The organism is Sorangium sp. So ce128 (genome assembly GCF_051525245.1).
Classification (GTDB): Bacteria; Myxococcota_A; Polyangia; order Polyangiales; family Polyangiaceae; genus Sorangium; species Sorangium cellulosum_B.
Window position 1 is genome coordinate 5,834,218 of sequence record NZ_CP150313.1, and the last position, 26,082, is coordinate 5,860,299.

General features: G+C 70.3%; 19 protein-coding genes. 6 read left to right on the forward strand and 13 right to left on the reverse strand.

Features of this window, described 5'->3' with window-relative positions; translation table 11 throughout:
• Nucleotides 1–202: 202 nt before the first annotated feature.
• From WME82_RS22205 to WME82_RS22250, 10 genes are all read right to left on the reverse strand, one after another.
• Entirely contained in the window at nt 203–1,339 is a 1,137-nt protein-coding gene (locus WME82_RS22205) for an ABC transporter permease (protein WP_438044420.1), read from the reverse strand.
• Nucleotides 1,340–1,363: 24 nt separating this feature from the next.
• On the reverse strand, nt 1,364–2,890 hold the full coding sequence (locus tag WME82_RS22210) for a sugar ABC transporter ATP-binding protein (protein ID WP_438044421.1): 1,527 nt from the start codon (nt 2,888–2,890) through the stop codon (nt 1,364–1,366).
• Nucleotides 2,891–2,962: 72 nt separating this feature from the next.
• Nucleotides 2,963–3,985: a sugar-binding protein gene (locus tag WME82_RS22215; protein WP_437747472.1), complete on the reverse strand. Its 1,023-nt coding sequence runs from the start codon at nt 3,983–3,985 to the stop codon at nt 2,963–2,965.
• A 187-nt stretch (nt 3,986–4,172) separates the two neighbouring features.
• A complete protein-coding gene (locus tag WME82_RS22220; RefSeq protein WP_438044422.1) occupies nt 4,173–9,254 on the reverse strand; it encodes an AAA family ATPase in 5,082 nt (1,693 codons plus the stop codon).
• A gap of 340 nt (nt 9,255–9,594) precedes the next feature.
• A complete protein-coding gene (locus WME82_RS22225) occupies nt 9,595–10,821 on the reverse strand; it encodes a vWA domain-containing protein (protein ID WP_438044423.1) in 1,227 nt (408 codons plus the stop codon).
• Nucleotides 10,822–10,877: 56 nt separating this feature from the next.
• A complete protein-coding gene (locus tag WME82_RS22230; RefSeq protein ID WP_438044424.1) occupies nt 10,878–12,632 on the reverse strand; it encodes a hypothetical protein in 1,755 nt (584 codons plus the stop codon).
• Nucleotides 12,633–13,019: 387 nt separating this feature from the next.
• Nucleotides 13,020–13,901 carry an ABC transporter ATP-binding protein gene (locus WME82_RS22235; RefSeq protein WP_438044425.1) on the reverse strand — a complete coding sequence of 294 codons (882 nt, stop codon included), beginning with the start codon at nt 13,899–13,901 and terminating at the stop codon, nt 13,020–13,022.
• Complete coding sequence (locus tag WME82_RS22240) at nt 13,898–14,728, reverse strand: ABC transporter ATP-binding protein (protein ID WP_438044920.1); 831 nt, start codon at nt 14,726–14,728, stop codon at nt 13,898–13,900. Before WME82_RS22240 ends, WME82_RS22235 begins: the two co-directional genes overlap by 4 nt.
• Nucleotides 14,729–14,733: 5 nt before the next feature.
• Nucleotides 14,734–15,531, reverse strand: a complete 798-nt coding sequence (ntrB, locus tag WME82_RS22245; RefSeq protein WP_437767261.1) for a nitrate ABC transporter permease — start codon at nt 15,529–15,531, stop codon at nt 14,734–14,736.
• Nucleotides 15,532–15,606: 75 nt separating this feature from the next.
• Nucleotides 15,607–16,926, reverse strand: coding sequence for a CmpA/NrtA family ABC transporter substrate-binding protein (locus WME82_RS22250; protein ID WP_438044426.1), 1,320 nt, complete (start codon nt 16,924–16,926; stop codon nt 15,607–15,609).
• 569 nt (nt 16,927–17,495) lie between these two features.
• Here WME82_RS22250 and WME82_RS22255 point away from each other — a divergent pair.
• The 5 genes from WME82_RS22255 (at nt 17,496) to WME82_RS22275 (ending at nt 23,036) form a co-directional block, all read left to right on the forward strand.
• Nucleotides 17,496–18,320, forward strand: a complete 825-nt coding sequence (locus WME82_RS22255; protein ID WP_438044427.1) for a fibrinogen-like YCDxxxxGGGW domain-containing protein — start codon at nt 17,496–17,498, stop codon at nt 18,318–18,320.
• Nucleotides 18,321–18,453: 133 nt separating this feature from the next.
• Nucleotides 18,454–19,065 carry a 50S ribosomal protein L11 methyltransferase gene (locus WME82_RS22260; RefSeq protein ID WP_438044428.1) on the forward strand — a complete coding sequence of 204 codons (612 nt, stop codon included), beginning with the start codon at nt 18,454–18,456 and terminating at the stop codon, nt 19,063–19,065.
• Nucleotides 19,066–19,218: 153 nt separating this feature from the next.
• Nucleotides 19,219–21,411 carry a hypothetical protein gene (locus tag WME82_RS22265; protein WP_438044429.1) on the forward strand — a complete coding sequence of 731 codons (2,193 nt, stop codon included), beginning with the start codon at nt 19,219–19,221 and terminating at the stop codon, nt 21,409–21,411.
• Nucleotides 21,412–21,422: 11 nt separating this feature from the next.
• Complete coding sequence (locus WME82_RS22270; RefSeq protein WP_438044430.1) at nt 21,423–22,088, forward strand: hypothetical protein; 666 nt, start codon at nt 21,423–21,425, stop codon at nt 22,086–22,088.
• Nucleotides 22,089–22,094: 6 nt separating this feature from the next.
• On the forward strand, nt 22,095–23,036 hold the full coding sequence (locus WME82_RS22275; protein ID WP_438044431.1) for a formylglycine-generating enzyme family protein: 942 nt from the start codon (nt 22,095–22,097) through the stop codon (nt 23,034–23,036).
• Nucleotides 23,037–23,102: 66 nt separating this feature from the next.
• On the opposite strand, the gene WME82_RS22280 is transcribed toward WME82_RS22275, so the two are convergent.
• Together WME82_RS22280 and WME82_RS22285 are read right to left on the reverse strand one after the other, a co-directional pair.
• Nucleotides 23,103–23,978, reverse strand: coding sequence for a hypothetical protein (locus WME82_RS22280; RefSeq protein ID WP_438044432.1), 876 nt, complete (start codon nt 23,976–23,978; stop codon nt 23,103–23,105).
• 666 nt (nt 23,979–24,644) lie between these two features.
• Nucleotides 24,645–25,064 (reverse strand): hypothetical protein, encoded by a 420-nt coding sequence (locus WME82_RS22285; RefSeq protein ID WP_438044433.1) that lies wholly within the window; start codon nt 25,062–25,064, stop codon nt 24,645–24,647.
• A gap of 163 nt (nt 25,065–25,227) precedes the next feature.
• Between WME82_RS22285 and WME82_RS22290 the strand changes: the two genes are divergently transcribed.
• The gene (locus WME82_RS22290) at nt 25,228–25,614 is read left to right on the forward strand and encodes a hypothetical protein (protein ID WP_438044434.1); all 387 of its coding nucleotides are present in this window, start codon (nt 25,228–25,230) and stop codon (nt 25,612–25,614) included.
• An 11-nt stretch (nt 25,615–25,625) separates the two neighbouring features.
• Here the strand turns inward: WME82_RS22290 and WME82_RS22295 are convergent, their stop codons facing one another.
• Nucleotides 25,626–26,015: a nuclear transport factor 2 family protein gene (locus tag WME82_RS22295; RefSeq protein WP_437336910.1), complete on the reverse strand. Its 390-nt coding sequence runs from the start codon at nt 26,013–26,015 to the stop codon at nt 25,626–25,628.
• Between the last annotated feature and the right edge of the window lie 67 nt (nt 26,016–26,082).

Here is a 26,082-nt window from a genome sequence, read left to right on the forward strand (position 1 = left end):
TTCGCACGCTTGCGCGCACCTGCGCGCCGCCATGCCGAGCTCCTGGCAAGGACACAGCGACGCAGCGCTCTATGCGCCGTGTCGACGCGGATCCACCAGCACCGAAACCATCACGCGGTAGGGTGATCGACGCAAACAGCGCAGCTCGCGTCGCGGGCTCGACGGCGCGCGGCGTCGACCTCGCCGCCGCGAGCTCATCAGCTCACGCGCCAACCACCTTGCGCCTCGCCGCCGCGTAGCGCCTGACCACCTCGTCCGCGATGACGCCGATCAGGATGACGGCGCCGATGACCGCGAACTCGATCTGGGTCGGGACGCCCAGCATGTTGATGGCGTTGCGCAGCACCTGCATGAGGGCGGTGCCCAGGATGACGCCCAGCACCGCGCCCTCGCCGCCGCGCAAGCTGAAGCCGCCCAGCACGGCCGCGGCGATCGCATACAGCTCGTAGAAATTGCCGAAATCGACAGGCTGGGCCGAGTTGACCTCGAGCGCGAACAGCATGCCCCCGAAGCAGGCGAGCACCGAGCAGAGGACATACGCGAGGATCGTCATCCTGTCGGTATCGACCCCGCTGTAGCGGGCCGCCTGCTCGTTGCGGCCCAGCGCCATCAGATAGCGGCCGTAGACGGTGCGGTTCAGGAAGATCGACGCCGCCACCGCGATCGCGAGGAACAAGAGGAACGGCATCGGGATGTCGATCCACGTGATTGGCGCGAGCCGCGTCTTCACGCCGGTGAACGGGTGCACCGCGTAAGGGCTGAAGCGCCCCTCGGAGATCCACGAGAGGAACGGCACGGGGACCGAGAGCGGGCTGCCGACCGACAGGTAGCGCAGCGACTCGAACCCGACGCCGAACCCCTGCGTCTGATCGCCGGAGATCCCGCGCGCGGTGCCCCGGTAGAGCAGGAGCCCGCAGAGCGTCACCACGAACGGCTGGAGCCGGAGCTTCGTGATGAGCAGCCCGTGCGCGAGCCCGATGCAGAGGGAGATGCCGAGCAGCACGGGCACCGCCAGCGAGGCCGGCCAGTGCTGCACCGAGAGGAGCCACGGCAGCATGCAGCCGGCGAGCGCCACGACCGAGCCGATCGACAGGTCGATGCCGCCCGTGATGATCACGAAGCCCGCCCCGATGCTGAGGATGCCGAACAGCGCCGTCCTCCGGATCAGGTTCTCGAGGTTCTCCGCGAGGAGGAACCTCCCGTTCAGGAGCGCGGTGCCGAGCGACACCGCGAGGAGGAGCCAGAAGACGCCGAGCACCTTCCGCCGCGTGGTGGGCACGAGCAGCGCAGCCGGCGCGGCGCCGCGCGCCCCGAGGTCATGTGTCGTCGTCACAGACATGCTCTCTGGCCTCGATGGCTCCTGTCACGCCGCAGCGTCGCTGCCGGTCGCGAGCTGCATGATCGCCTCCTCGCTCAGCTCGGCGCGGCCGAGCTCGCCGGCGATGCGCCCCTCGTGCATCACCAGCGCACGGTCGGACATGCCTATCACCTCTTCCATGTCGCTGGAGACGAACAGGGTGGCCATGCCGCTCGCTGCCAATCGCTCCATCAGCTGGTATATCTCGTGCTTGGCGCCAACGTCAATGCCGCGGGTCGGCTCGTCCAGGAGCAGCACGCGCGGCGACATCGAGAGCCACTTTCCGATGACGACCTTCTGCTGGTTGCCGCCGGACAGGTGCTGCACCGGCTGCACGTCGCTCGGCGTCCGCACGCCGAGCTCCCGGATCGTCTGCGCCGACATCCGGCGCTCGCCCGCGCGGTCGAGGACGCCGTAGCGCTGCGCCGCGCGGAGGCTCGGGAGGCTCACGTTCGCCCGGATCGCCATCTCCAGGATGATGCCCTGTTGCTGGCGGTCCTCCGGGACCAGGCCTATCCCGGCGGCGATGGCGTCTCGCGGGGCGCGCGGCGTGATCGCCCGCCCGGCCACGCGGACGGCGCCTCCGGCCGCCGGCGTGACGCCGAACAGCGTCCGGAGCAGCGACGTGCGCCCCGCGCCGAGGAGCCCGGCCACGCCGACGATCTCCCCGCCGCGCACCGTGAAGGAGAGCGCTCGCTCGGGGTGCCTCGGCGTCCGGAGGCCGGAGACCTCGAGCACCGGCTCGCCGGGCGGGTTCGGGACGTGCGGATAGAACTGCGAGAGATCGCGGCCCACCATCAGCCTCACGATGCGCTCGTGGCTCATTTCCTCCCCGCGCGCGAGCTCGCCCGCGTTCTCGCCGTCGCGCAGCACGAGCACGCGATCGCAGAGCGCCCTCACCTCGCCGAGGCGGTGAGAGATGTACACGACGCTGATCCCGCCCGCGCGGAGCTCCCTCACCACCTGGAAGAGCGCCTCGGCCTCGTGCGGGCACAGGCACGACGTGGGCTCATCCATGATGAGCACCCGCGCGTTCGCGGAGAGCGCCTTCGCAATCTCGACCAGGTGCCGCTGCCCGAGCGACAGGCCGCCGACGAGCGCGCGCGGCGAGCACGCGAGGCCGACCCGCGCCATGATCGCCCGCGCCTCCCGCTCCATCCTGCCCTCGTCGATGAAGCCGCCCCGCCGCGGCTCCCGGCCGAGATAGATGTTGGCCGCGACATCGAGGTTGTCCGCCAGGTTGAGCTCCTGGTGGATGAGCGCGATGCCGCGGGAGAGCGCCTCCCTGACGGAGCCGAGCGCGACAGGCCGCCCGTCGAAGAGCATCTCGCCGGCGTCGGGCGCCTCGACGCCGGCGAGGATCTTCATGAGGGTGCTCTTGCCAGCGCCGTTCTCGCCGACGATGCCGAGCACCTCGCCTCGGCCGAGCGCGAGGCGCACGCCGCTGAGCGCGAGCACGCCGGGGAAGCGCTTGGTCAGGCCGCGCGCCTCGAGCAGCGGCGTCGCGTCCGGTTCAGGCGAGGAGGCTGTCATTCGCGTCAGCGCGTCGAGCGTCGCCGGCCCGGGGCGCGCGCCGCGCGGGCGCCGCGCTGCCCGACGCCGGGCTCACTGTTGTTTGCCCGCCTTCTGCTTCAGATCGGCCCAGAACTCGTCCAGGTTGCCCTTGCGGATCTGCCGGGCCGGCAGGGAGATGAACTTGTCCTGAGGCACGACGGAGTTATCCCCCCGCACGAGCGCCGCGAGCACGCGCACCGACTCCTTGCCGTACATGTACGGATTCTGCACCACCGTGCCGACCACCTCGCCGTCCTGGATCGCGCGCAGCGTCGCGTCCTGCTCGTCGAAGCCGACGACCTGGATCGAGCTCATCTTCCCCGCCTGCTTCACCGCCTCGAGCAGGGCGGGCGTGTGGTACGCGTTCAGGCCGATCAGGCCCACGAGGTCCGGGTGCGCCGACATCATGTCTTCGGCGTTGCTCTTCGCCTTGGCGGCGTCGATCTGGTCGGTCAGGGTCGCGACGATGGTGTATTTCGCCCCCTTCAGCTCCTGGTTGAGCGGGTCGTTCCCAGCGCTATTGTCCTGGCGATCGAGCAGCTCGTCGAGCACGCCTTGACGGCGCTTGCGGGCGTTGTCGCCCTCGAGCCGCCCGACCAGGATGGCCACCTTGCCGCCGCCGGGGATCGCCTCCTTCACGAGCTGCCCCGCCATCCGGCCAGCGACGTAGTTGTCGATGCCGATGTACACGATGCGATCGCTCTTCGGAGCGTCCGAGTCCTGCGTGATGAGCTTCGTCTTCGCGGCCGCCTTGTTGAGCAGCGGGACCTGGTTCTCCGCGTCGATCGGGCTGATCGCGATGCCGTCGACGCCGCGGATCAGGAGATCCTCGACCCGGTGCAGCTGGTCGTTCACGTCGCTCGGCATCACGACGCTCACCTCGACGTTGTGCTCCTTCGCGCCGTCGATGACGCCCTTCTCGGCGATGGTCCAGAACGGGGCGACGCCGTTCGTGATGTAGGCGAGCTTCGGCTTGCCCCCCGCCGCCGGCGCGCCGCCGTTGTCGCAGCCCAGGGTCGCGAGCCCCGCCGCCACGCACACCCCGACGATGAACCGACCGATGCTCTTCAACATGCGCTCTCCCCTCCACCCGTCCACCCGACACGAGCCGCCTCGCGCGACGGGCCCATACGCCTCGTGCCGCCGCACGGGCCACGACACAGCTGGAACCCCCGCTCAACTGGCCAGCTCATGATGCGCGATCCGCTCCAGACGTGTCTACACGATTCGACGCGCGGATCGCCACGCGCCTCTCGCCCCCCTAGCGCCGCGTGCCCAGCGCGCTCATGCCGCCCGATCGGCCGACGGCGTAGGCGATCCCGCCCTGCAACGTCCCGCGGATCACGATGCGGGACATGTCGATGTCGAGCCGGAGGAGCGCCTGCGCGACCTCGCCGCGGATGCCCGTCAGCACCGCCTGGACCCCGAGCAGCCGGAGGGCGTTCGCCGCCTTGAGCAGGGCGTTCGCCACGCGCTGATCGACCCCCTTGATCCCCGTGACATCGATGATGACGGTGCGGGTGCCGCTCCTCGTCGCGCCGTCGAGCAGGGTCTCGAGCACGTCGTGCGCGCGCTCCTCGTCCAGCGTGCCGATGAGCGGCATGACCATCACGTCGCTCGTGATGGGCACGAGCGGGGTCGACAGCTCGGAGATCTTCGCCCGCTGGAACCGGATCACCTCCTCTTGCAGCTCGGCCCGGGCCGCCTCGGCGCGCTCGCGCTCGCCGAGCTCGTGCAACAGGCGCACGTTGGCGTCCCGGAGCTCGGCGCTCTGGGCGGAGAGGCGCACGTTGGCCAGCGAGAGCTCCTCCGTCCGCTCCTTCACCTCCTGCTCCAGCCGCTCGTTGGCCTCACGGAGCTCGGCGCTCACGGCCGTGAGGTCCGCGTAGAGCAGCGCGTTCTCGACCGCCACCGCCGCCTGCGAGGACAGGAGCCGCAAGAGCTCGATGCGATCGGCGGTGAACGCGTGCTCCGCGAGGTGGTTCTCCAGGTACAGCACCCCGCTCAGCCGGCCCTGGTGCAGGAGCGGCAAGCCCAGGATCGATTTCGGCCGGCGCGCGATCACGTGCGGATCGCCGGCGAGGCGCGGGTCGTCGTCCGCGCGCCCGATCACGAGCGCCTCGCGCGAGCGCGCCACGTAATGCACGACCGAGCGGGCCAGATCGAGGCGCGCCTCCAGGGGCATCGAGAGGCCCAGGCTCACCGTGTCGGGGCCGACCGCGATCATCGCCTCGATCGTCAGCACCTCGCCGCGCGCGAGGATGAGGAACCCCCGGCTCGCCCCGGCGCTCTTGATCACGCTGCGCAAGACCTGCTCGATCACCTTGTCGAGCACGATCGCGCTCGAGATGGCCTGGGCGGTGCTGAGGACCGTGGCGAGATCGAAGCTCTCCCCCGCGACGAGGCCCTGGACCGCGGTGCCGGTCGGCGAGAGCGGAAGAGGCTGGCCCAGGGCCGAGGGGTCGGCCGGCGCGAGCTCCTCGCGCAGCGCCTTGGCCTTCTCGGTCGCCCCCCAGCGCTCGTACAGGTAAACCGCCCTGCGCAGGAAGATGTGCGCGAACTCGACCCTGCCCTGGGCGAGCCAGAACCTGCCGTAAAGCTCGTTGCCGAGCGCCTGGTTGTTGATGTAGTCGGCCTGCCGCGCGGCCTCGATGCCCCGCTCGTACAGGTCCATCGCCTCGGCCCTGCGCCCCTCGACGCGGGCCTGCTCGGCGAGCAGGAGCAGGTGCTTGTGAAGCACGTTGTCCGGCCCGGCGTCGGCCCAGCGCTTCATCCGCCCGAGGAGCCGCAGCAGGTGCTCCTCGTGCTCCCGCCGCCCCGCGCCCTCGGCGCTCTCCCACGCGGCGATCCGCATGAGGCCCGCGTAGAACGTCGCCTCGGGCACCTTGGCGTGCGTCGGCAAGGCGCCCTCGATCACGGCGAGCTTCGGCATCAGATCGGCAAAGCTCGCCCTGTCGCCGAACAGGTAGGCATTCCGGATCTTGGCGTAATACAGCCACCCCATGTGGTAGGGCGAGCCGCCGTGCTTCGCCACGTAGGACGCCTCGTCGAACCCGTCGTCGTCGAAGCTGAGCCGGCCCCTCGTCAGCCCTTGCAGGCACCTGAGGGGCTGGATCACGCCCGCGAGGAGGATATCGATGATGTCATGGCTGCGGGCGCGCTGCAGGAACGCGAGGTGCGTCTCGGTGAGCTGCGAGAGCTCCGCGAGGTTCATCCCGTAGGTGAGCCGGTCCGAGCCGCTCTGGCTGATCATGTACCCCATGGCCGTCCAGTCGCCGGCCTGGAGCCCGAGGTCGTAGACCCGGTCGTAATAGGGATCTGCCTTCCGCAGGGGCTGCGTCCAGCTGTGCACGTCCGCGGAGAAGATGTGGTAGGTCTTGGCCCGGAGCACGAGGTTGTCGAGCTGGTCTGCGAGGTCGACAGCCATCTTGCCGAACCGATACGCCGTCTCGTACTCGCCGAGCAACGGCCCGACCACCATGCCGTACGCGACGTATCCGAACGCGGACATATCGCTGTTTCCGTGCTGCAGCGAGAGCGTCACCATCTTCACGATGGCGAGGTTCGCGAGCGTCTGGTCGCTCGAGTTGTAGGCCCCGAAGAACAGGTTCACGAGCAGCTCCAGCGTCACGGGGTGCTCGGGGCTCGTCGTCCTCGGGGCGCGGGCGAGCTCCTCGATGCTGCGCGCGCCGAGGAGGACGGGCACCGCCTGGAGCTCCTGCTCGAGCAGCGCGGCGACCTCCTCCCGGGCCTCGGGGATCGGACAGCCGAGGAGCCGGAGGCCGGCCTTCTGGACCAGGGTCGCCTCGTGGTTGCGCCACTGGAGCAGGTACTGGTTCGCCTGGACGAGGAGGACAGCGACCTTGTCCATGGCCGTCCGGGCGCGCGCGAGCGCCGCGGTACAGAGCCGCTCGGCCTCCTCGAAGGCGCCGCACAGCGACTCGACCTCGGCGCGCTCCCTGTGGAGCGCGAGGGCGAGCTCGTAGTGGTCGTCGAAGCCGCCGTGGGGCAGAAACCCGAGCCCCGCGCGCAAATAGCCGGCCGCCGCCTCGTAGGCGGTGGCGGCCTTGGCCCTCCTGCCGGCGGCGAGGTTCAGCTCCGCGGCCGTGGCCTGCTCCGCGGGCGAGGTCACGATGGACGCCGCGATGTTGACGTGGTTGACGATGTCGAAGAGCGCCTCGTCCCGCGCGGCGCCCTCGCAGCTGGCGAGCATGAGCCGCGCGATCCTGAGGTGGATCTCGCGCTTGCGATCCTCGCTCATGAGCGAGTACGCCGCCTGCTGGACGCGGTCGTGCAGGAAGCGGTAGGTGACGCGCCAGTCGACGCCGGTCTGCACCTCGTCGTCGGTCGCGTGCGCGAGGCGGTAGTCGGCGTCCACGGGCGCGATCAGGCCCTCTTGCAGGATCTTCCACAGCGCGGACACGGTCTCGTGCGCCGGCCGCTCGCTGATGACAGCGAGGGTGCGCAGGTCGAACTCGTGCCCGATGCAGGCCGCGAGGCGGAGGACGCGGACGAGCTCGGGCTCGAGCTCCTCGATCTTGCGCGCCATGAAGTCGACGACGTTGTCGGTGACCGTGCGCCGCCGGATGCCGTCGAGATCCCACGTCCAGGCGCCCTTCTCGAAGCGGAGCAGGCCCTCCGCGTGGAGCGAGCCCAGGAACTGCCGAACGAAGAACGGGTTGCTCTGGGTCCGGTCGAACACCACGCGGGCGAGCGGCTCGACGTCTGCGCGGGCGGCGGAGAGCGCGTCCGAGAGCAGCGCGATCACGTCGGCGAGGGCGAGCGGCCTCAGCTTGAGCTCGCGGAGCGGCGCGCCCGCCTTCTCGATCTCGTCGAGCGCGACGCGGAGCGGGTGGGCCGCGTACACCTCGTTGTCGCGGAAGGCGCCGAGGAGGAGCAGGTGGCCGCGCTCTGGATCGGCGGCCAGGACCTGGAGCAGCTTGAGCGAGGCCGGGTCGGCCCACTGCAGGTCGTCCAGGAAGAGGACGAGGGGGTGCTCGGCGGTCGCGAAGACGCGGACGAACGCCTTGAAGATCGCGTGAAAGCGGCCCTGCGCCTCCGCCGGCGGCAGCTGCTGGACCGGGGGCTGCTGGCCGATGATCCACTCGAGCTCCGGGATGAGGTCGACGAGGAGCTGGCCGGTGCTCCCGACCGCGCGGCCGAGCGCCGCGCTCCAGCGCGCGAGCTGCTCCGGTCGCTCGGTGAGGATGTGCCGGAGGAGCTCCCGGAAGGCGCGCGCGAGCGAGGCGTACGGCGCACCGCGGTTCAGCTGCTCGAACTTGCCCGCGGTGAAGTAGCCGCCTCGCTGGGCGATGGCCCTGTGCATCTCGTTCACCAGGGCCGACTTGCCCATGCCCGAGTACCCCGACACGAGCAGGAGCTCGCCCTCCCCGCCGGCGGCGCGCTCGAAGGCGGCGAGCAGCGCGCGCTCCTCCTCGGCGCGGCCGTAGAGCTTCTGCGGGATGCGCAGCGTATCGGGGATGTCGCGCAGGCCGAGCGCGAAGGGCGCCACGGCGCCGGAGGTCGAGAGCTGGCGGAGGCACGCGTCGAGATCGGCGAAGAGCCCGAAGGCGCTCTGGTACCGGTCCTCCGCGTTCTTCTCGAGGAGCTTCATCACGATCCGGGACACCGCGTCGGGCACGCCCGGGACTCGCTCGGGCGGCGGCACCGGCGTCCGCGCGATGTGGCCATGGATGAGATCGAGCGGGTCGCTGCCGGTGAACGGCAGGACGCCGGTGAGCATCTGATAGAGGGTCACGCCGAACGAGTAGAGGTCGGTGCGGCGGTCGATCACGCGGTTCATCCGGCCGGTCTGCTCCGGCGACATGTACGCGAGCGTCCCCTCGAGCGCCTCGGGGCTTATCGCCTGCTGCGTCTCCTGCGGGAGGAGCGTCGCGATGCCGAAGCCGACGAAATGGACCTCGAGCGTGTCCGGGTCGACGAGGAGGTTGTGCGGCTTGATGTCCTTGTGAATCACCTTGCGGCGGTGGAACTCGTCGAGGACCCGGGCCGCCGAGCGGGCGATCGTCAACGCCGCCTTGAGCTCCAGCCGGCCGGCGCGCAGGATGTCGTGCAGCGTCGTCCTGCTCGGCCGCTCGAGCACGAGCGCGAGGCCGTTCCTGTGCTTCTCGAGCCCGTAGGCCTTGACGACGCCCTCGACGTCGAGCGCGCAGAGCACGTTGTACTCGTGCCGGAGCGCCGCGAGCTCACGCGCGCTCGGGAACTCGCTCTTCAGGACCTTGAAGACAGCAGGCTTGCGCTCGTCACCCCAGGTTCCTTCGAACACCTCGATGCTCGAGTCGACGTAGATCGGCTGGCTCACGGAACAGGTCGCGGAGAGCATCTCACCTCGCCGGGGCGCTGGGCTGGCCCGCCGCCGCTGCTGCTCGCGTCGAGCAGGCAGGACGGACGGTGTTCTCGCACAAGCGCACCATGGGCGGATTATGTCTAGATCGCTGCCCCCGAGTCACCACCGAAATCGGAAGATCGATTCGTCCAGGGTGATATTTTTCAGTGATTGTGTGCCAGACATCCAACTTGGACGGAGTCTGGCGTTCGCGCTCGTCACCGAGCGCGGCAGTGCGGCGCGCTAGCGCGGCGCTTCATGCGATGTGGGCTGGCTCTCGGAGGGCTGGAGGAGGTCGATCACGCGGCGCGCCGGGAGGGCGCGTCACAGGCGCAGGTCATTGCGGCACCTCGACGGTGGGACAACCGAACTCGACCCGGACGCTCTCCGCCCCCATGGACTTCACGTGCTCACACGTGGCGCCCTTGATCACGATGGTGGGCGGGGTCGTCGAATCGTCGTAGTCCCAGCCGTCCTCGCCCGGCTTCGGCAGCACCTCATCGTCGATGAAGACGTTCACCTTCGCGCGGTCCGGCGGCTCGGTCTCCAGTGAGAGCTCGCAGGTCCTCACGAGATCCCTCGTGATGCTGGTCAACGTATCGCCGAGGCTCGCCGCGTCCACCACCTCGAAATAACGGGGCGAGGTCTCCGACGTGGCCGTGTCGCCCTCGACGGCGAGCTGGTCCAGCACGTTGGCATAGGCCGTCGCGCCGGGGATGCCGACGACGAAGGTCTTGATACCGGCCGCGCGCAGGTCCTTCACCCGCTGCACCGTGCGCACGTCGTCCAGGCACGCGTCCGTCAAGCCGGCGACGCAGCAGTTCGGCACGCCTGAAGGGCAGTCCCCATCCATGTTCGTGGTGCAGGTCGCGGCCTCGCAGGTCGTGGCCGGATCCTGGTTGCAGTTGGGACCGCCGTCGGTCGCCAGGAGGACGTACCTGTCGCCTTCGAGGGCGCCGCCGGCTCCCACGGTGAGGTACCCGAGGGCGCGCGCGAGGGCGTCCGCGGTCGGCGTCGCGCCGCCGGGGTCAGTGCCCTCCAGGAGGGTCTTGATGGCGGGCACGGAGGTCGCGCCCGGCGCCACGGCCACGCTCAGGTCCTCCCCCGCCGGCATGCCGCAGTGCTCGTCGGAGGGAAAGAGCTGAAGCCCGACGGACATCCTGTCCTGGACCACGTCGAGCGCGGTGCCGAGGGCGCCCTTCATCATCGTCCAGCGGTCGCTCCCTTCCCAGTCCTTGGTCATGCTGTCGGAGCGATCGAGCACGATCACGAGGTGAACCTGCCGCGGCTGAGCTTCGACCTGCTGGCCGCCGCAGTCACCGCCGCCCTCCCCCCCGCCCGAGCTGGCGCCCGGCCCGGACGCGATGAAACCGCCACCGAGGGAGGGCTCCCCGCCCGTTCCACCGGAGTCCGTTCCACCGGCGCCGCCGTTTCCGGAGCCGCCGCTGCCCGCGCCCGTTCCGCCATCCGATACCGAACATCCCGCCGCGAGCGCCCAGCCCAGGCACCAGAGCGATGTCAGGAACAAGGAGCGGGCGTAGTTCCCGCGGTTCTTGCCGATCATAGCCATTCTCCTCGACACGAGTGAATCGACACGAGTCAACGCGCCAGCGCGCGGCGTCAGCCCGGAGGAATGCGGCAGATGCCGTTGTAACACTGCACGGTTCCGGCGTTGCAGCAGTCGGACGTCGCGCCGCAGAGCTGCCCGTACTCGGCGCATCGCGGCGGGGTGCCGCCCGCCCCGTCCGAGCCACCGCCGCCGCCTGCGCCGCCTGCGCCGCCCGTTCCGCCGGTCGCGCTCGAGCTCCCGGTCGCGCTCGAGCTCCCGGTCGCGCCTGTCGGGGAGTCCGGCGTCGTGCACGTGCCCGAAACGGAGCCCGGCTCGTACTCGCACGTCGTTCCGACGCAGCAGTCGCCGTTGTTCGTGCAGGGTCCGCCCGCCGTGACACACTGGGGCGTCGTCCCTCCGGGCGTGTCGTAACACTGGAGCTTCCCCGTTTCGCTATTCCGTACGCAGGGAGCGCCGTCGCAGCAGTCGTCGGCGGAGGCGCAGTCCTCGCCTGCCTGGCGGCAGGCCGTGAGCGCATTGCACCGAGGCACGCCGAGGGCGTCGAGGCGGCAGTTGCTGGCGTTCCCCAGGTAGCTGCAGCAGTTGTTGGGGGCGCTGGTGGACGTATCCGCGCAATAGCTGTCCTTGAAGTGACAGACGCCGCCCTGGGGCGTGCAGCCGTTCGGGTTGCGGCAGCGGCCGATCTCCCCGTCCGGATCCCCCGACTTGTCGCAGACGACGTTGCCCGCGCCCGGCAGAGCGGCGGTGGGATCGCCGCCGCAGCAGTCCTCGTTGCGCTGGCACAGGGCGCCGTTCACGCGGCAGCCGCTCGGCGGCTGGCAGACGGCGATCCCGGTGGGGCCGTAAGGCGCGCAGACGCGGCTGCAGCAGAAGCCGCAGCTGTCGCAGACAGCGCCGTCGATGCCGCCGCTGTTGCAGCGGCTCGACGTCGACGGCTCCGCGCCGCAGTAGCCCGCGGGGTCGGATGTGTTCCGCTTCACGCACACGCCGGTACAGCAGTCGCTGTCGCCCGTGCAGACGTCGTTGCGCTGAACACAGAACGAGGAGTAGAGGACGCAGCGGTTGTCTCGCCCGCAGAGCTGGGAGCAACACTGGCTGTCCTCGGTGCACGGGTTGCCGCCCGTCTGGCATGCGGTGGCGCCGTTGACGTCGCTGCACGTCCCGCCGGCGCACATGCCGCTGCAGCACGCGGCGCCGCCTGCCGTGCAGTCGGATCCGTCGGGGAGGCAGGCGGTCGCGCTGCACCTGCCCGAAGCGCAGTTGAGGCTACAGCACTCCGAGGATCCCTCGCAAGCGGCGCCTGTCCCGAGGCAGACGCTGAGCGGCGACGCGCAGGTGCTCGTCGCGCTGTCGCAGATGCCGGAACAGCAATCTCCGGAGCGCGCGCACGTGGACCCGTAAGGCGCGCAGGTCGGCACCTCGACCCCCGTGTCAGGGCCGCCCGCGCCGCCGACGCCGTCCGTACCGCCGGCGCCCGTACCGCTGGCGAGCGCGCCGCCCGCGCCGCCCGCACCCGCGCCACCAACACCTGTGCCCGCGCCCGCCCCGCCTTCTCCAGAGCTGGCCGTCGCGCTTGCGCCGCCCGTTCCGGTCGTCTCGCCACCGGCCGTTCCAGTCGTCCCGCCGCCGCCAGCGTTGGCCCCTCCGGAGCCACCGGCGGAGGAGCTGCCCCCGGCCGCGCCGCTGGAGGGCCCTGACGTGGTGGCGACGCCACCTTCGCCTCCCGAGCCGGTGCCCTCGGACGAGCCGCAGGCACCAGAGAGCCATACGATGCCGACAGCCGCGAAGATTCGAGATACGCGCATGTACTTTCCTCGCTTGATCGCTTGCCGCAACCGACGCAGTCGGAGAAAGGATACATTCGCGCAACTCCAGCTTGTCCGTATGGCTTTTGTTTCAGGGCATGCCCCTCTCCCTCCATTTTTGTCGGAGGTGGTGAGCCTCGTAAGCGCTGCGCGCACCTGTGCGCGCAGCGCAGAGCTCGCGTTCGCCTGGCCGTGATGAGCTCTGCCCAGAACGGTCAGCGAGACCGCAATACGCGCTTTGGTGAGGTTCGTCGCAAAGAGCCCTCGACGGAGGAAGCGACGCTGTACGCTGTACGGTCCTCGAGAGCAGAGGACATGCAGGCTGTTTGGAGAGGCACGTTCATGGGGGCAGCCCGGCGACGGCCGTCCGCTCCCTGCTCCCCCGCTCTACGCCGATGTCCTCGTCCCCTTCCAGAGCGCGCTCCAGAACCGCCCCGTCTTCACGGCGCCTTCCGGGACGGACTCTCGGGCGCTCTCCTCGGCGGGCTTCTCCTTGTGGGCCTGGCCCTCGAGGAAGGTGATCAGCCGCTCTCGGAGAGGATAGTACATCGGGTCCTCCAGCACCTCCTGACGGTCCCGCGGGTGCGGGAACGGGACGTCCAGGATCTCGCCGACCCGCGCCCCCGGGCCGTTCGTCATCATCGCGATGCGGTCCGACAGGAACAGGGCCTCGTCGACGTCGTGCGTGACCATCAGCGCCGTCTTCTGGTCCTCTGCCCAGAGGTTCATGAGCACCTCCTGGAGCTCGAACCGGGTGAGCGAGTCGAGCATGCCGAAGGGCTCGTCCAGGAGGAGCATCTTGGGCGACAGGGCGAAGGCGCGCGCCAGCCCGACCCGCTGCTGCATCCCCGACGACAGCTCGCGCGGCTTCTTGTGCATGGACTCCTCGAGCCCCACGAGCTCGAGGTAGTGCGTCGCGATCTCGATGCAGTCCTTCCTGCTCTTCTGCCGGTGGACCTGCTCGACCCCGAGCAGGACGTTCTCGAGCGCCGTCATCCAGTGCAGGAGGCACGGTGACTGGAACACGACCCCGCGGTCCGGGCCAGGACCGTGGATCTGCCTGCCCGCGAGGACGATACCGCCGCTCGTGATCTCGGAGAGACCCGCGACCATCGACAGCACGGTGGACTTCCCGCACCCGGAGTGGCCGATGAGGGACAGGAACTCTCCCTTCCTCAGGTTCAGATCGAAGTTCCGGACGACGACCGAGGGGCCCTTCGGCGTGGGAAAGGTCTTCGTGACATTCCAGATCTCGAGGTACTTCTTCATGCGACCGCCTCCGCGCTCCGCGCTGCATCGGGCGCGCTCTCGCCCGCCTTGGGCCCGGCGCCCGGGCCGAGCAGGTAGCTGATCACCGCGCCGCGGATCTCCTTGAAGCGCGGGTCGTGGTTGAGGGCCTTGCGATCCCGAGGGCGCTCGAGATCGACGGTGATCCCTGGCCCCAGCGTGGCCCGAGGGCCCTTGCTGAGCGGGAGGATCCGGTCGGCGAGGAGGATGCCCTCGTCGACGTCGTTCGTGATGAGGAGCACGGTCTTCCGGGTGGCGCGCCAGATCCGCGCGAGCTCGTCCTGGAGCGTCGCGCGCGTGAGCGCGTCCAGCGCGCCGAACGGCTCGTCCATCAAGAGGACCTCTGGATCCATGGCGAGCGCCCGCGCCACCGAGACCCGCTGGCGCATGCCGCCGGAGAGCTGCGCCGGCTTCTTCTCGCGGGCCTCGGTGAGCTTCACCATGGCGATGTAGCGCTCGGTGTGCTCCCGCTTCTTCTCCGTGGACCAGGAGCCGAAGATCTGGTCCACGGCCAGGTAGACGTTCTCGTAGACCGTGAGCCAGGGCAGGAGAGAATAGTTCTGGAAGATGACGCCGCGGTCGGGGCCCGGCCCCTGGACGACCTTCCCGTTCAGCTTCACCTCCCCGGTGTCCGGCCTGAGGAGCCCGGCGATGAGGGACATGAGCGTCGTCTTGCCGGCGCCAGAATAGCCGACGACGGCGACGAACTCGCCCTTCTCGATCTCCAGGTGGATGTCCCTGAGCACCTCGGTGCGGGTGGCCCCGCCACCATAGCTCTTCCCGACGTTGCAGAGCTCGACCAGCGGCATGGACGTCACGCTCCCGCCAGCTTGAGCCGGCGCTCGACGAGGCTCATCAGGGCGTCCAGGAGGAAGCCGACGACGCCGATGGTGATGATGCACAGGATGATGTGCTCGTAGATGAGGCTGTTGTACTCCTGCCAGAGGAAGCCGCCGACCCCGGGCGAGCCGGTCAGCATCTCCACGGCGACGATGACCAGCCAGGCGATGCCCAGGCTGAGCCGGAAGCCCGTGAACATGTACGGGAGCGCCGCGGGGAGCTGCACCTTGAACAGCGTCTTCATGCGCGACAGCCGGAGCACCCGGGCGACGTTCATGTAGTCCTGCGGGATCGATCGCACCCCGAGCGCGGTGTTCAGGACCGTCGGCCACATCGAGCACATCGCGATGGTGAAGACGCCGGCGGGGTCGGGCTTCTGGAAGAGCACGAGGCCGAGCGGGAGCCACGCGAGCGGCGAGACCGGGCGGAGGATCTGGATGATGGGATCGAAGCTCGACCTGAACAGCCTCGACGCGCCCAGGAAGAAGCCGATAGGTGTCCCGAGGAGGATCGCCAGCGTGTAGCCCTTGGCGACCCGCTGGAGCGAGTACCAGGTGAAGCGGAGGATGCCCTGGTCGAGCTCTCCCCGCTTCTCGAACGGCTCGAAGATGTAAGGCCTGCTCACCTCCCATGTCTTGAGCGGAGAGGGCAGCGCCTGGGTCCACAGGCTGCTCGCGGCGGCCCACAGCCCGATCACGCACGCCACCCCGAAGAAGGGGAGGATCATGTGGTCGACTCGAATCCTCGGAGAGATCGCCTTCGCCTCGCTCATGCAGCACTCCTCTTCTACTTCCGCTTCCGCTTCCGCCGCCGCGCCTCCCGCCGGCGCGGCGATGGCAATGTGGGTTCATCCCTTCAGGGCGTGGACCGGGAACGACGTCGCGTACTTCTCCGGGTCCTTCGGATCGAACGTCACGCCGTCGAACAGCGTCTCGGGCGCGTCGCTCCGGCCGCCGTGCGCGACCCCGAGCTCCTTCATCGCCTCCTCGTAGAGATCGGGACGCATGACCTGCTTGACGACGCCCTCGTAGTCCGGCTTCCCCTCCACCATGCCCCACCGGCGGAACTGGCTGAGCCACCAGAGCGCGTACTTGGGCTGCGGGTAGTTGCAGCCCCGCTCGCTGAAGATCATGTAGTCCTTGTCCTCTTTCGTGCGCCCGTCGCCGTAGTCGTAGCGCCCCTGCAGCCGGCCGAGGATGAGCTCCGGCGGACAGTTGATGTACGTGGGCCTCGACACGACGTCCGCCTGCTCGGGGCGGTTGTCGAGCTTGTCCAGCCAGACGCTCGCCTCGTGGAGCGCCTTGATCACCGCCTTCACCGCCTTCGGGTTCTTGTCGGCGAACTCCGCGGTGAACGCGCACACCTTCTCGGGGTGGTCCCTCCAGAGCTCCTGCGTGGTGACGGCCGTGTAGCCGATCTGGTCGGCGATCGCCCTGGCGTTCCACGGCTCGCCGACGCAGAAGCCGTCCATCTTGCCCACCTTCATGTTGGCGACCATCTGGGCGGGCGGGATGGTCACGAGCGCGACGTCCTTGTCCGGGTGGACGCCGCCCGCGCCCAGGTAATAACGGGTCCACATGGCGTGCGTTCCAGGCGGGAACGTCATCGCGAAGGTCATGGGCGCCCCCTTCTCCTTCGCCTCCTCGACGAACGGCTTGAGCGCCTTGGGATCTCCGGCCACCTTGCCCCGGAGGTCGCTCTTCATCGTGATCGCCTGGCCGTTGCGGTTGAGCAGCCACGGGATGACCATGGGCATCTTCGGCGATCCGAGGAGCCCCATCGTCGAGGCGAGGGGCATGCCGAAGAGCATGTGCGTCGCCTGGAGATCCCCGTTCGTGAGCGAGTCGCGGATCGCGGCCCAGCTCGCGCCCTTCACGATGGTCGCGTTGATGCCGTACTTCTTGAAGAACCCCTTCTCGTGGGCGATCACGAGAGGAGAGCAGTCGGTCAGCGCGATGATGCCGAAGCGCAGATCGGACACCTCGGGCCTGGCGGCGTCCGGGATGAGGGGCGCGGCGTTCGCCGCGGGCTTCGCCGACGCTTCGGACCGCGATTCGCAAGCGGGGAGGAGCGCGGCTCCCCCGAGCGCGAGCGCACCGCCGAGGAAACGCCGGCGGTGGAGGGGCGTGGCGCTCGGGGCCTCACTCGCAGGTTCTCGTCTCTTCATTCCAAAGATCCTTTGCTGGGATGACCGTGGAGCCTCGGGCGCATGGAGATGGACACGCCCGCCGGTCGGGGCAGACTGGACGGGCTGCGCTCCGGGGCGCCGTCCGTGAAATCGCCTGTTCGTTCGAGGATGAGCTAGGCCAGCTCCGCGGCGAGATTGGCAGGGTGAGCTCGCTCTCGCCGCGGGTGTGCGCCCTGGATGGCCTCAGCCATACACGGGCCCAGGATTTGCCAAGGACGATGCATGGGCGCCTGTTTCTATGAAGTTTCTGTAGGATATTTTTTCTTCATTCACTTCACGTTCGTTGCGTTCGTCATGTTCGTTGCGTTCGCCACGTCCGTCATGTCGGTCATGTCGGTCATGTTCGTTGCGTTCGCCACGCCGCCTTCGTCTTCCGTTTCAATGACTGCGGGGCAGCGGCGCGCCCGAGCGAGCGGTCGGGGAGCGTCGCGAACGGACCGGTTGCTTGCCAGGCCTGGGGTGAGGCTGTAGCGTCCGCGCGGCGCAGGAGGAGCGCCACGCCGATCCGGCGGGTGTGATGCGGCAGGCAGCAGGTCATGGGAGCGACGATGACGAGCGGGTCCGCGACGTGGGTGGGGGCGGCGGCGTGCCTTCTGGCGTGCCGGTGTACGTCCCTCGCCGGGCTCGATGGGCCCTATCACCTGGAGGCGGGCGGGGGCGCCGGCGGCCAAGACTGCGCCGAGGAGGCGAGCGAAGGGTGCGTCTATGACCGGTGCGGCGCCATCCCCGAGAGCGCCCCGAGCGGCGTCTACGCGCTCGATCCCGACGGGCCCGGCCCAGAGGAGCAGGCCGAGGTCTACTGCGGTGAGCCTGTGGACGGCGATCGCTGGGCGCTCGTCTACAACAGCGTCGGGTCAGCGGACGGCGCGACGCTCCCGTTCTGGAAGATCCTGTATGCCGATCGGCTCGCCACCAAGGGGACGCCGTCGCTCGGCGACAACCTTTACCAGCCGTCGCTGTACATCGCCGGCCGGGAATACCGCGACGAGATCGAGGACATCGCAGGGACCGTCGCCGAGGTGATGCGGGCGACCGCCGAGGGCATCGACACCGGGGACATGCACCTCCTCACGCCGATACGGGTCGGCGGCGATGAGCACCTCTTTTCGTGGCAATTCGCCACGGGGTGGTCGTCGCCGGATTTCGACGCAGACACCAAGGACGACGGCAATTGCGCGGGCGCCTATGCGGGCGTCACACAGCACTACGGGCACTGCTTCGTCTACAACCTCGGCGCGGACGACGATGAGCCGATCGAGGACGAGGGCTGGGGCCCGCACATGAGCACTCCGGACGCGACGTCGTACGGGCTCTCCGACGACGGGAGCGGTTATACGCGCTTGCAGCGGATCTCCCGCTGGACCCGCTGGTGATCGCGCCCCGCCCGGGCCGGATCGCTCGCCGCTGGGCCGGGCCGGGGCGTCGCCAACCCCCGCCGCTCGGCGCCCCCGAGGGCCATCGCGCGGCTGACACCCGGGCTGCCGCGGTGGCAGACTTCGACGGCGCATGAGCGACCGTTCGACCCCCGTTGACGTGCCGCCTCGCTTTCGCGTGATCACCGATCCGCGGGGCGAGGAGGTCGACGACCGCACCATCGTCCTCGGCCCGAGCCACGCGTTCGGCGACGGCCGGCACGAGAGCACGCGGATGTGCCTCCAGGCGCTCGCGTCGTTCGCGCCACGCAGCGGCTTTCGCCTCTTCGACGTGGGGAGCGGGACGGGGATCCTCTCGATCGGCGCCGCGAAGCTCGGCGGCGAGGCGATCGGCGTCGACATCGACGCCGCCGCGAACGCGATCGCGGCGGACAACGCGCGGCGGAGCGCGGTGGAAGCGCGCGTGAGCTTCTCGTCGACGTGGCCGGACGGGACGTTCGACATCGTCGTGGCCAACATCCTTCGGGACGTCCTCACGGCGCTCGCCCCTCGGATCGTGGCGCGCCTGGCTCCCCGCGGGACGTTGATCCTCTCGGGGCTCGTGTCCACCGACGTTCCGGAGATCGTGGCGCGTTATGCGCCGCTCCTGGCCGACCGTCGACCGGAGATCTTCGAGCGGGGCGCGTGGCGCGCGCTCGTGTGGCGCGACGCCGAGCCGCGCGCCGATGCCCGAGCCGCGACATGATCTCGGCGCGGCGGGCTCACCCGGACGACCGCATGACCGCATGACTCCATGACCGGAACCGGAGGAGGGGCATGAGGGAGCAGCGCCGTCGCGCCCTCCCGCAGCGCGGCCGTTGACCCGGGGCGCGAGGGCGCGCGAACATCCGGCGACCCCTTGCCGACCCTCCCCGCGACACGCCACCTCGCCGCGCTCCTCGCGCTCGCCGCGAGCGCCTGCTCCCGCGGCCCCACGGCCGGCGCGGACGCGGGGCCTGGCCCGGCCGGCAGCGCGAGCTCCTCGGCCAGCGGCGCGGGCGCTCCGGCCGCTCCCCTGCCTCCGTCCACGGCCACGCCGCTGCGCGCGCCGGTCCGGGAGGGCGGCGCCCTGTCCCGCGCCGCGCGCGGGGACGCGCTCTATGTGGCCGACGAGGACCACGGCGTCGTGCGCGTCGTGCCGCTGCCGCTCGACCCCGCCCGGCCCGGCGCAGGCGTCCCCGCGCCAGGCAGGCCCGCGCAGGTGCTCGCGCTCGGCGGGCGCGGCGAGCACGACGCACGCGTGCTCGCCACCGTCCGCGACCCGGGGCTGCTGCTGATCTTCCGGCCGGATCCTGCGGCCGGCCTCGTCGAGGTGGGCCGCGTGCCGCTGCCCGCCGACGCGTGGGGCATCGCGGTCACGCCCGACGAGAAGACCGCGATCGTGACCTCGGCGTGGACCCACAAGGTCTCGGCCGTCGACCTCGAGGCCAGGCAGACGCGGTGGACCGTCGACGTGGCGCGCGAGCCGCGGGGCGTGGCGGTGCTGCCCGACGGCAGCGCCGCGTACGTGAGCCACCTCGTCGGCGCCGATCTCACGAGGATCGACGATCTCGGCGGGGCGCCGAAGGTCCGGCGCGTCGCCCTGCCCGCCTCGCCGCTGCGCGCGCCGTCGGGCGAGCGGCTCGCCGCGTCGCTGGGTTATGCGCTCTCGCTCTCCGAGGACGGGCGGCGCCTGTTCGCGGCGCGGCACGCGCTCGGCGCCATGGGCCACGCCGCGTGGTTCGGCGCCGCGACGGTGGACGTGCTGATCACCGGCCGGGACGAGCCGCTCGCCCCGCCGCACCACGGCAACCTGCCGGTGCTCCGGTCGGCGTTCGCGGAGCAGGTGATCACCCCGGAGAGCGTGATCACCCTGCCCGGCGCGGGCGTCACGCCCGTCACCCAGCCGCGCGCCATGGCGTACCGCAAGCGCGCGCGCACGCTGCTCGTCGCGGGCGAGGGCGACGATCTCGTGCTCGAGGTGGACGCGACCGCGGTGGATCCGACGCTCGCGATCGTAAGGAGCTACCCGGTCGGCGGCCGCTACGATCCGCACATCCGCGTGGCCGGCACGTGCGGCGCGCCGACCGGCCTCGCGCTCTCCGCGGACGAGGCGACGGCGTGGGTCTTCTGCCGATCGACCAGCGACGTGGCGGCGCTCCGGCTGCACGATGCGGCGCCGGGCTCGACCGTCGCGCCCGCGGGAGCGGCGGGCCCGGCGGGCTCGGCCAGCCCCGCGCCGGCGTCAGCCGCCGCGGGCGCGGCGGAAGGGCCATCGGCGCTCGTGCACCTCGCCGATGATCCGCTCGGGCCGGAGGTCGCGAAGGGCCGCCGGCTCTTCTACAACGCGCTCGACGCCACGGTGAGCGGCAACCTCGGCTGCGCGGGATGCCACCCCGACGGGCGCGACGACGGGTACGTCTGGCGCGAGGCCACCTTCAGCACGGCCGACGGCGAGCACGCGAACTTCGTCGGGCGGCCGGAGAACATCCCCGAGGTCGCCAAGAAGCGAGGGGTTCCGCGGCGCACCCCGATGCTCGCCGGCAACGTGGGCGCCGCCGGGCCGTACGGCTGGCACGGCGAGAGCGAGGACCTCGTCAGCAGGCTCCGGACGGGCATGGGGCTGCACCGCTGGGGAGGGCTGCCGATCGACCATACGCCGACCAGCCTCGCGGCGCGGGCGACCTATCTCGCGATGTTCCTCCGCCGGGGCCTCGTCGCGCCGCCAAGCGCCGAAAGGGCGCCGGACGAGCGCGTGAAGCGCGGCCGGGAGATCTTCCACAGCGACGAGGCGAAGTGCTCCCGCTGCCACGTCCCCACGAGCGATTACACCGATCGCACGGCGTACCCGATGCCGAAGCGACCGCCGCCGCCGGGCTACGACGAGGATCCGCGCCCCGAGTACAAGACGCCGTCGCTGCGCTTTGTCGGAGGCCGGCCGCCCTATCTTCACGACGGGCGCGCCGGCACGCTGGCAGAGCTCATCGAGCAGAACGCCGACTGGATGGGCAAGACCAGCCACCTGTCGCCCGAGGACAGGGCGGCGCTCGTGGCGTTCCTGGAGACGTTATGAGGCCGCGCTCCGTGCTGCTCGCCTTGATGGGCGCTGGCGTGGCCTCCGTCCTGGCCGCGGCGTCGGGGGCGCCCGGCGCGCAGCCCGGCGGCGCGCCCAAGGCCGCGTCCAGCGCCACGGCCGGCGCCAACGCCGCGAAGGCCGCGGCCAGCGCCACGGCCGACGCCGGCGCCGCCAAGGCCGCGGCCAGCGCCACGGCCGACGCCGGCGCGAGGAACGCCACCGCGACCGATGCCGGCGCGACCGATGCCGGCGACGAGCTGCCCCTCGACGCCGCGCCCTTCCCGCCCGAGCCGTCCAAGCAGCCCACGGCCGCCGAGTGGAAGGCGGCGCCCCGCGTCCGCCTCTCCCGCGCCGGCCCCGCGGCCGCGGGCTGCCGCGCGTACAGGGCGAGGGAGTGGCTGCGCATCCGCTGCCCGGAGCTCACCGTCTCGGCCATCTCGCTGCTCGGCGGGAAATCCGAGGGCGTGGCCTTCTGGATCGATCCGCCCCGCGGCGGCAGCGAGCTCCCGCGCGGGGGCGAGGTGATGTTCCCGATCCGCCGCGGCGATCGGCGGGTGATCCAGATCCTGACCTTCGGCCCGGGCTACGACGGGCCGTTCACCTTGTTGCCGGCGATCGTCATCCAGGAGCAATGGCTGGAAGACGAGCCGGCGCCGACCGTGACCGCCTCCTGAGACACCATGCGATCCCACACCACCCTCCGCGCCATCTCCTCGCTGTTCCTGCTTGCCGCTGCGAGCGGCGTCCTCGTCGCCGCGTGCGGCGCCGCCCCCGCGGCCCCCGGCGGCCTGCCCGCCGATCAGGCGCCCCCTGCGCAGCCCACGGCCACGAGCCCCGCCCCGACCGGGGCGGCGCTCGCCCCGGCGTCGCCCCAGCCCGACCCGGCGGTGGCCTCGGCGCCGGCGAGCGCCGGGCAGGCCGGCGCCGAGCCGGCCACCGCCCCCGCCGACGCGGCGAAGCCCTCGGACGGCTGCCCCGACGGCATGGCCCGGGTGCCGGGCGGCAGCTTCGTGATGGGCCCGCTCAAGGTGAAGGCCACCGTGGGTGACCTCTGCGTCGATGTGACCGAGGTCACCGCCGAGGCCTTCGCGGCGTGTGTCAAGGCTGGCAAGTGCACGGATACATTGGCTAATTGCGCCAAAGAGGCGTCGACCTACGGCGTGGCCGGCAAGGAGAAGCAGCCGATGGTCTGCGTCGACTTCTCGCAGGCCCAGGCCTACTGCGCGGCGCAGGGCAAGCGGTTGCCGCGCGACGACGAGTGGGAGTGGGCGGCCCGCGGCGGCGAGGAGGCGCGGCCGTATCCGTGGGGCGAGGAGGCCCCGAAGGATCAGCTCTGCTGGTCCGGCGGCGGCACCGTCCGCAAGACCGCGTGCGACGTGGGCAGCTTCCCCGCTGGCGCGAGCCCGCAGGGCATCCAGGACCTGGCGGGCAACGTCTTCGAGTGGACCACCAACGCCAACGACGACAAGGGCAAGATGCGCATCGCCCGCGGCGGCAGCTGGCGCGACGGCATCGCGCCGCTCGTCAGGACCGCGCGGCCGGGCGGCTTCGAGGCGACGTACCGCTGCGGATTCCTCGGCATCCGCTGCGTCGTCGAGCCGGCGGCCCAGGCGACCAAGTAAGCCGCGCCGCGCCGGCCAGCGCCAGACGGGAACCGGCGGGAAATGCCATCCCTGACATCGGACGCGTCACTCAGGGGTTGCAGAGATCGCGCTCCGTCTTGCCAGTTCCTGGCACGGCGCGGCGGCGGTGTCACAGGCGTCCAGCGCGTCTTCGGCGTCGACGGTGATGACGTGATGGTCCGCTGCGCTGCACTCGCACTGCCACCCCAATGCCGGATCTTCCTGCTTGCAGCTGATGTTCAACGGCGTGTGCAACACGACATCCAGCCCTCCCAAGCTGGACGGCCGCTGGCAATCGAGCTCGGAGTAGCAGACGCCACGGCTCGCCGTTCGGTGAACCTGGCTGCAGGTGGCATCGCGAAAGACCGTCTCGGGATGAAGTGACTTGCATGGCTCTGCGAGGCTCGCGCAGATCCCCGAACCGGACGCATTGTTAAGAATCTCGAAATGCACGTTGTTCCAGTTGTCCCAGCACCCGCATCCCCAGGCGCTGCCTCCGGCATCTTTACCGCAGTTGATGATATAACCAGCTGCCGCGGTTTGCGTGACACCGTCCCCGAGGTCTGCCGAGTAAATGCACGACGTATCCATGAGGCAGGAATCCTCGGCTCGCGCCTGGTCGCTCGGCGCACAGCTCGGAGATTCGGTGAAGGGCGACGCGTCGTCTGCGGCGGCGCATACCGCGAGGGCTTGCTCGCAGCCCGCTTCCAGGTCGTTCTCCGCGAGGTGGTACGATGTGTAACCGATCGCGGTGGTACAGGTGCAGTCCATCCCACCATCGCTGCTGGCGGTGCAGTGAGATTGCTGATCGTCGTAGGTGAAAGCGTCGATCGCTCCCACCATCAGCGGGACCTCACACCTGCGGTCGGTCTGGCAATAGCCGTCAAAGACCTGCGTGTTCGGCTCGGCGCAAGCGGGCTCGCCGTGGACGATATTCCCCACCTTGAACGCCTCGAGGATCGAGCCACATACCCCGGGAGACAAGCTCGGAAGCGAGACGTCATACCCGCCAAAGCTGTCTTGACAGACACACCTGACAACCCCACCGATAGTCCTGCAGTTCGCCGTGATCGTGTTACCGGTGCACACCTGGCGCGCCGAACAAAAATCGTCACCCTCCTGCACCGTGGCGGGTGAACACGTCCCCGGGTCGTGCACTACCGTCGACGGGTCGGGTTGCAACGGCGCTATCGGGCCACCCTCCGTCTCTGTCGGACCATCCTCCATAGGACCGTCCTCCTCACTCTCCGTCTCCATCGGACCGCCCGCCTGACCCTCCGTATCTACCGGAGGCGAGTCAGCCTCATCCTTCGACTCGCTCGTATCTGTCTCATCCTTCTGTGGAGGGGTGGGAGCCGTCTCTCCCTCTGGAGCCCCATCTACGTCGGACTCGTAATGCCCGCCCACGAGGTCGGCGGCCTCGGTCCCAGGATGCCCACGTTCGATGAAACAGCCGGCGCAAAGGCTGGACGCGAGGATCCCGAGGCAGCGAAAAGGTAGGCGCATGTCGGGATCTAGAGAATCCAAGAGCGATCCGAGAGTCAAGCTCGTCGTAGCGGCCGTCCACCGTACAGACACGCTGCACACATTGGTTGATATAGAAATCCCTTACACGCTCGACCTTTCTCCTGAAAAATGGCGCCGTACCGCCATGGAGCGCAGGACGCGCTCGGAGGCTTCGGCGTGCTCGAGCAGCAGCGCCGCAAAACCGCGCTGAAGCTCGATCTTGCGGCGCATCCACGCCTCGAAGGCGCCGCGGTCGAAGCGCGCGAGGTCGTGGGGCGCGGCGGGCAAATCGCCCGCAGCCCGCATCGTCTCCGCGGCGCGGCCCGCCGCCTCGCCGATCTCGCGGTAGCCGGCGGCCACCCGGCGCATCGCGTCGTGTTCGAGGCGGGCCTCGGGCGTTGCGCTGCCCACCCAGCGCGCGTGGGCTTCCAGGTTGTCGGCCACGTGTCGGAACAGCTCCGCCAGCCGCTCGGGAACCACCGCGTCGTTCGCCAGATCGCGTCCACAGGGCTCGTCGTCCATCGGTACCTCCTGTCCATTCGCCCCAACGCGCGAGGCGTCAGGTCGTGACCGCAGGCCGCAGTCCAGGAGCGGGCGGCCGGGCGTGTGTTATCCATGGCGGCAGCAGTGTCGTCGTCCCCCGCGCCCGCCACGATGGGGGATTGCCGGCCCCGGAGCCCTGCCGATGACCGACGTCCACCACGCCGAAGCCGCCGCCTTCTTCGACGACTTCGTCGCCGCGTTCGCGCACTTCGACGGGCCGCTGATCGCCCGCCGCTACCACGTGCCGTACCTCGCGATGCACGCCGCCGACCTGCACGACCTGCTGACGAGCACGGAGGCCGTCGGGGCCTACTTCCAGCGCATCGTCGACCGGTACCGCGGCGGCGGCTGCACGGCCTGCCGCCACCGCGAGCTCCAGGTGGTCACGATGGGGGGCGAGGCGCTGCTCGCCACCGTGTCGTGGGACCTGCTGGACGCGTCAGGCGGCGTGCTGTCGACCTGGCGCGAGAGCTACAACCTGCTGCGCACGCCGCAGGGGCTGCGCATCTTCGCGTCGACGGACCACTGAAGGCGGCGCGCTCAGAACATGGCGCGGGGGTTCGGCGCGTCGGCCGGGATGTCCTGCAGCACGTCCCAGTGCTCGCAGAAGCGCCCGTCGGCGACGCGGAAGATGTCGACCACGGCGACTCCGCGCGGCCGCCGCGGGTTCACGAGCTTGTAGTGCACCACGGCGTACTCGGCGTCGGCGATCATGCGCTGGATCTCGACCTGCGCGCCGTGAAGCGGCGTCTCGCCGTCGCGGAAATAGGCGATGAAGGCCTCGCAGCCGTTCGTCCCTGGCGCGGCGCGCGCGTCGGGGTTGTGGTCGACGAAGTCGGCGGTCAACAGCGCGCGGACGGCGTCCCAGTGCCTGCCGACCACGGCGTCGTACAGCTCGAGCAGCATCTGCTTGTTGCGTTCGGGGTTCATACGTAAGGGGCGTGCCTTTCTGCACCGGGGGGCATGGTCGCTCGCCGGTGCATGCTCACCCTCGCAG

What these genes read in the sequence shown, in the direction of transcription:
- WME82_RS22275 (WP_438044431.1), top strand. Translation starts at nt 22,095, where the DNA reads ATGCGATCCCACACCACCCTCCGCGCCATCTCCTCGCTGTTCCTGCTT.
- WME82_RS22255 (WP_438044427.1), top strand. Translation starts at nt 17,496, where the DNA reads ATGACGAGCGGGTCCGCGACGTGGGTGGGGGCGGCGGCGTGCCTTCTG.
- WME82_RS22250 (WP_438044426.1), bottom strand. Translation starts at nt 16,926, where the DNA reads ATGAAGAGACGAGAACCTGCGAGTGAGGCCCCGAGCGCCACGCCCCTC.
- WME82_RS22240 (WP_438044920.1), bottom strand. Translation starts at nt 14,728, where the DNA reads ATGCCGCTGGTCGAGCTCTGCAACGTCGGGAAGAGCTATGGTGGCGGG.
- WME82_RS22220 (WP_438044422.1), bottom strand. Translation starts at nt 9,254, where the DNA reads ATGCTCTCCGCGACCTGTTCCGTGAGCCAGCCGATCTACGTCGACTCG.
- WME82_RS22260 (WP_438044428.1), top strand. Translation starts at nt 18,454, where the DNA reads ATGAGCGACCGTTCGACCCCCGTTGACGTGCCGCCTCGCTTTCGCGTG.
- WME82_RS22215 (WP_437747472.1), bottom strand. Translation starts at nt 3,985, where the DNA reads ATGTTGAAGAGCATCGGTCGGTTCATCGTCGGGGTGTGCGTGGCGGCG.
- WME82_RS22295 (WP_437336910.1), bottom strand. Translation starts at nt 26,015, where the DNA reads ATGAACCCCGAACGCAACAAGCAGATGCTGCTCGAGCTGTACGACGCC.
- WME82_RS22205 (WP_438044420.1), bottom strand. Translation starts at nt 1,339, where the DNA reads ATGTCTGTGACGACGACACATGACCTCGGGGCGCGCGGCGCCGCGCCG.
- WME82_RS22230 (WP_438044424.1), bottom strand. Translation starts at nt 12,632, where the DNA reads ATGCGCGTATCTCGAATCTTCGCGGCTGTCGGCATCGTATGGCTCTCT.
- ntrB (WP_437767261.1), bottom strand. Translation starts at nt 15,531, where the DNA reads ATGAGCGAGGCGAAGGCGATCTCTCCGAGGATTCGAGTCGACCACATG.
- WME82_RS22285 (WP_438044433.1), bottom strand. Translation starts at nt 25,064, where the DNA reads ATGGACGACGAGCCCTGTGGACGCGATCTGGCGAACGACGCGGTGGTT.
- WME82_RS22290 (WP_438044434.1), top strand. Translation starts at nt 25,228, where the DNA reads ATGACCGACGTCCACCACGCCGAAGCCGCCGCCTTCTTCGACGACTTC.
- WME82_RS22225 (WP_438044423.1), bottom strand. Translation starts at nt 10,821, where the DNA reads ATGATCGGCAAGAACCGCGGGAACTACGCCCGCTCCTTGTTCCTGACA.
- WME82_RS22235 (WP_438044425.1), bottom strand. Translation starts at nt 13,901, where the DNA reads ATGAAGAAGTACCTCGAGATCTGGAATGTCACGAAGACCTTTCCCACG.
- WME82_RS22210 (WP_438044421.1), bottom strand. Translation starts at nt 2,890, where the DNA reads ATGACAGCCTCCTCGCCTGAACCGGACGCGACGCCGCTGCTCGAGGCG.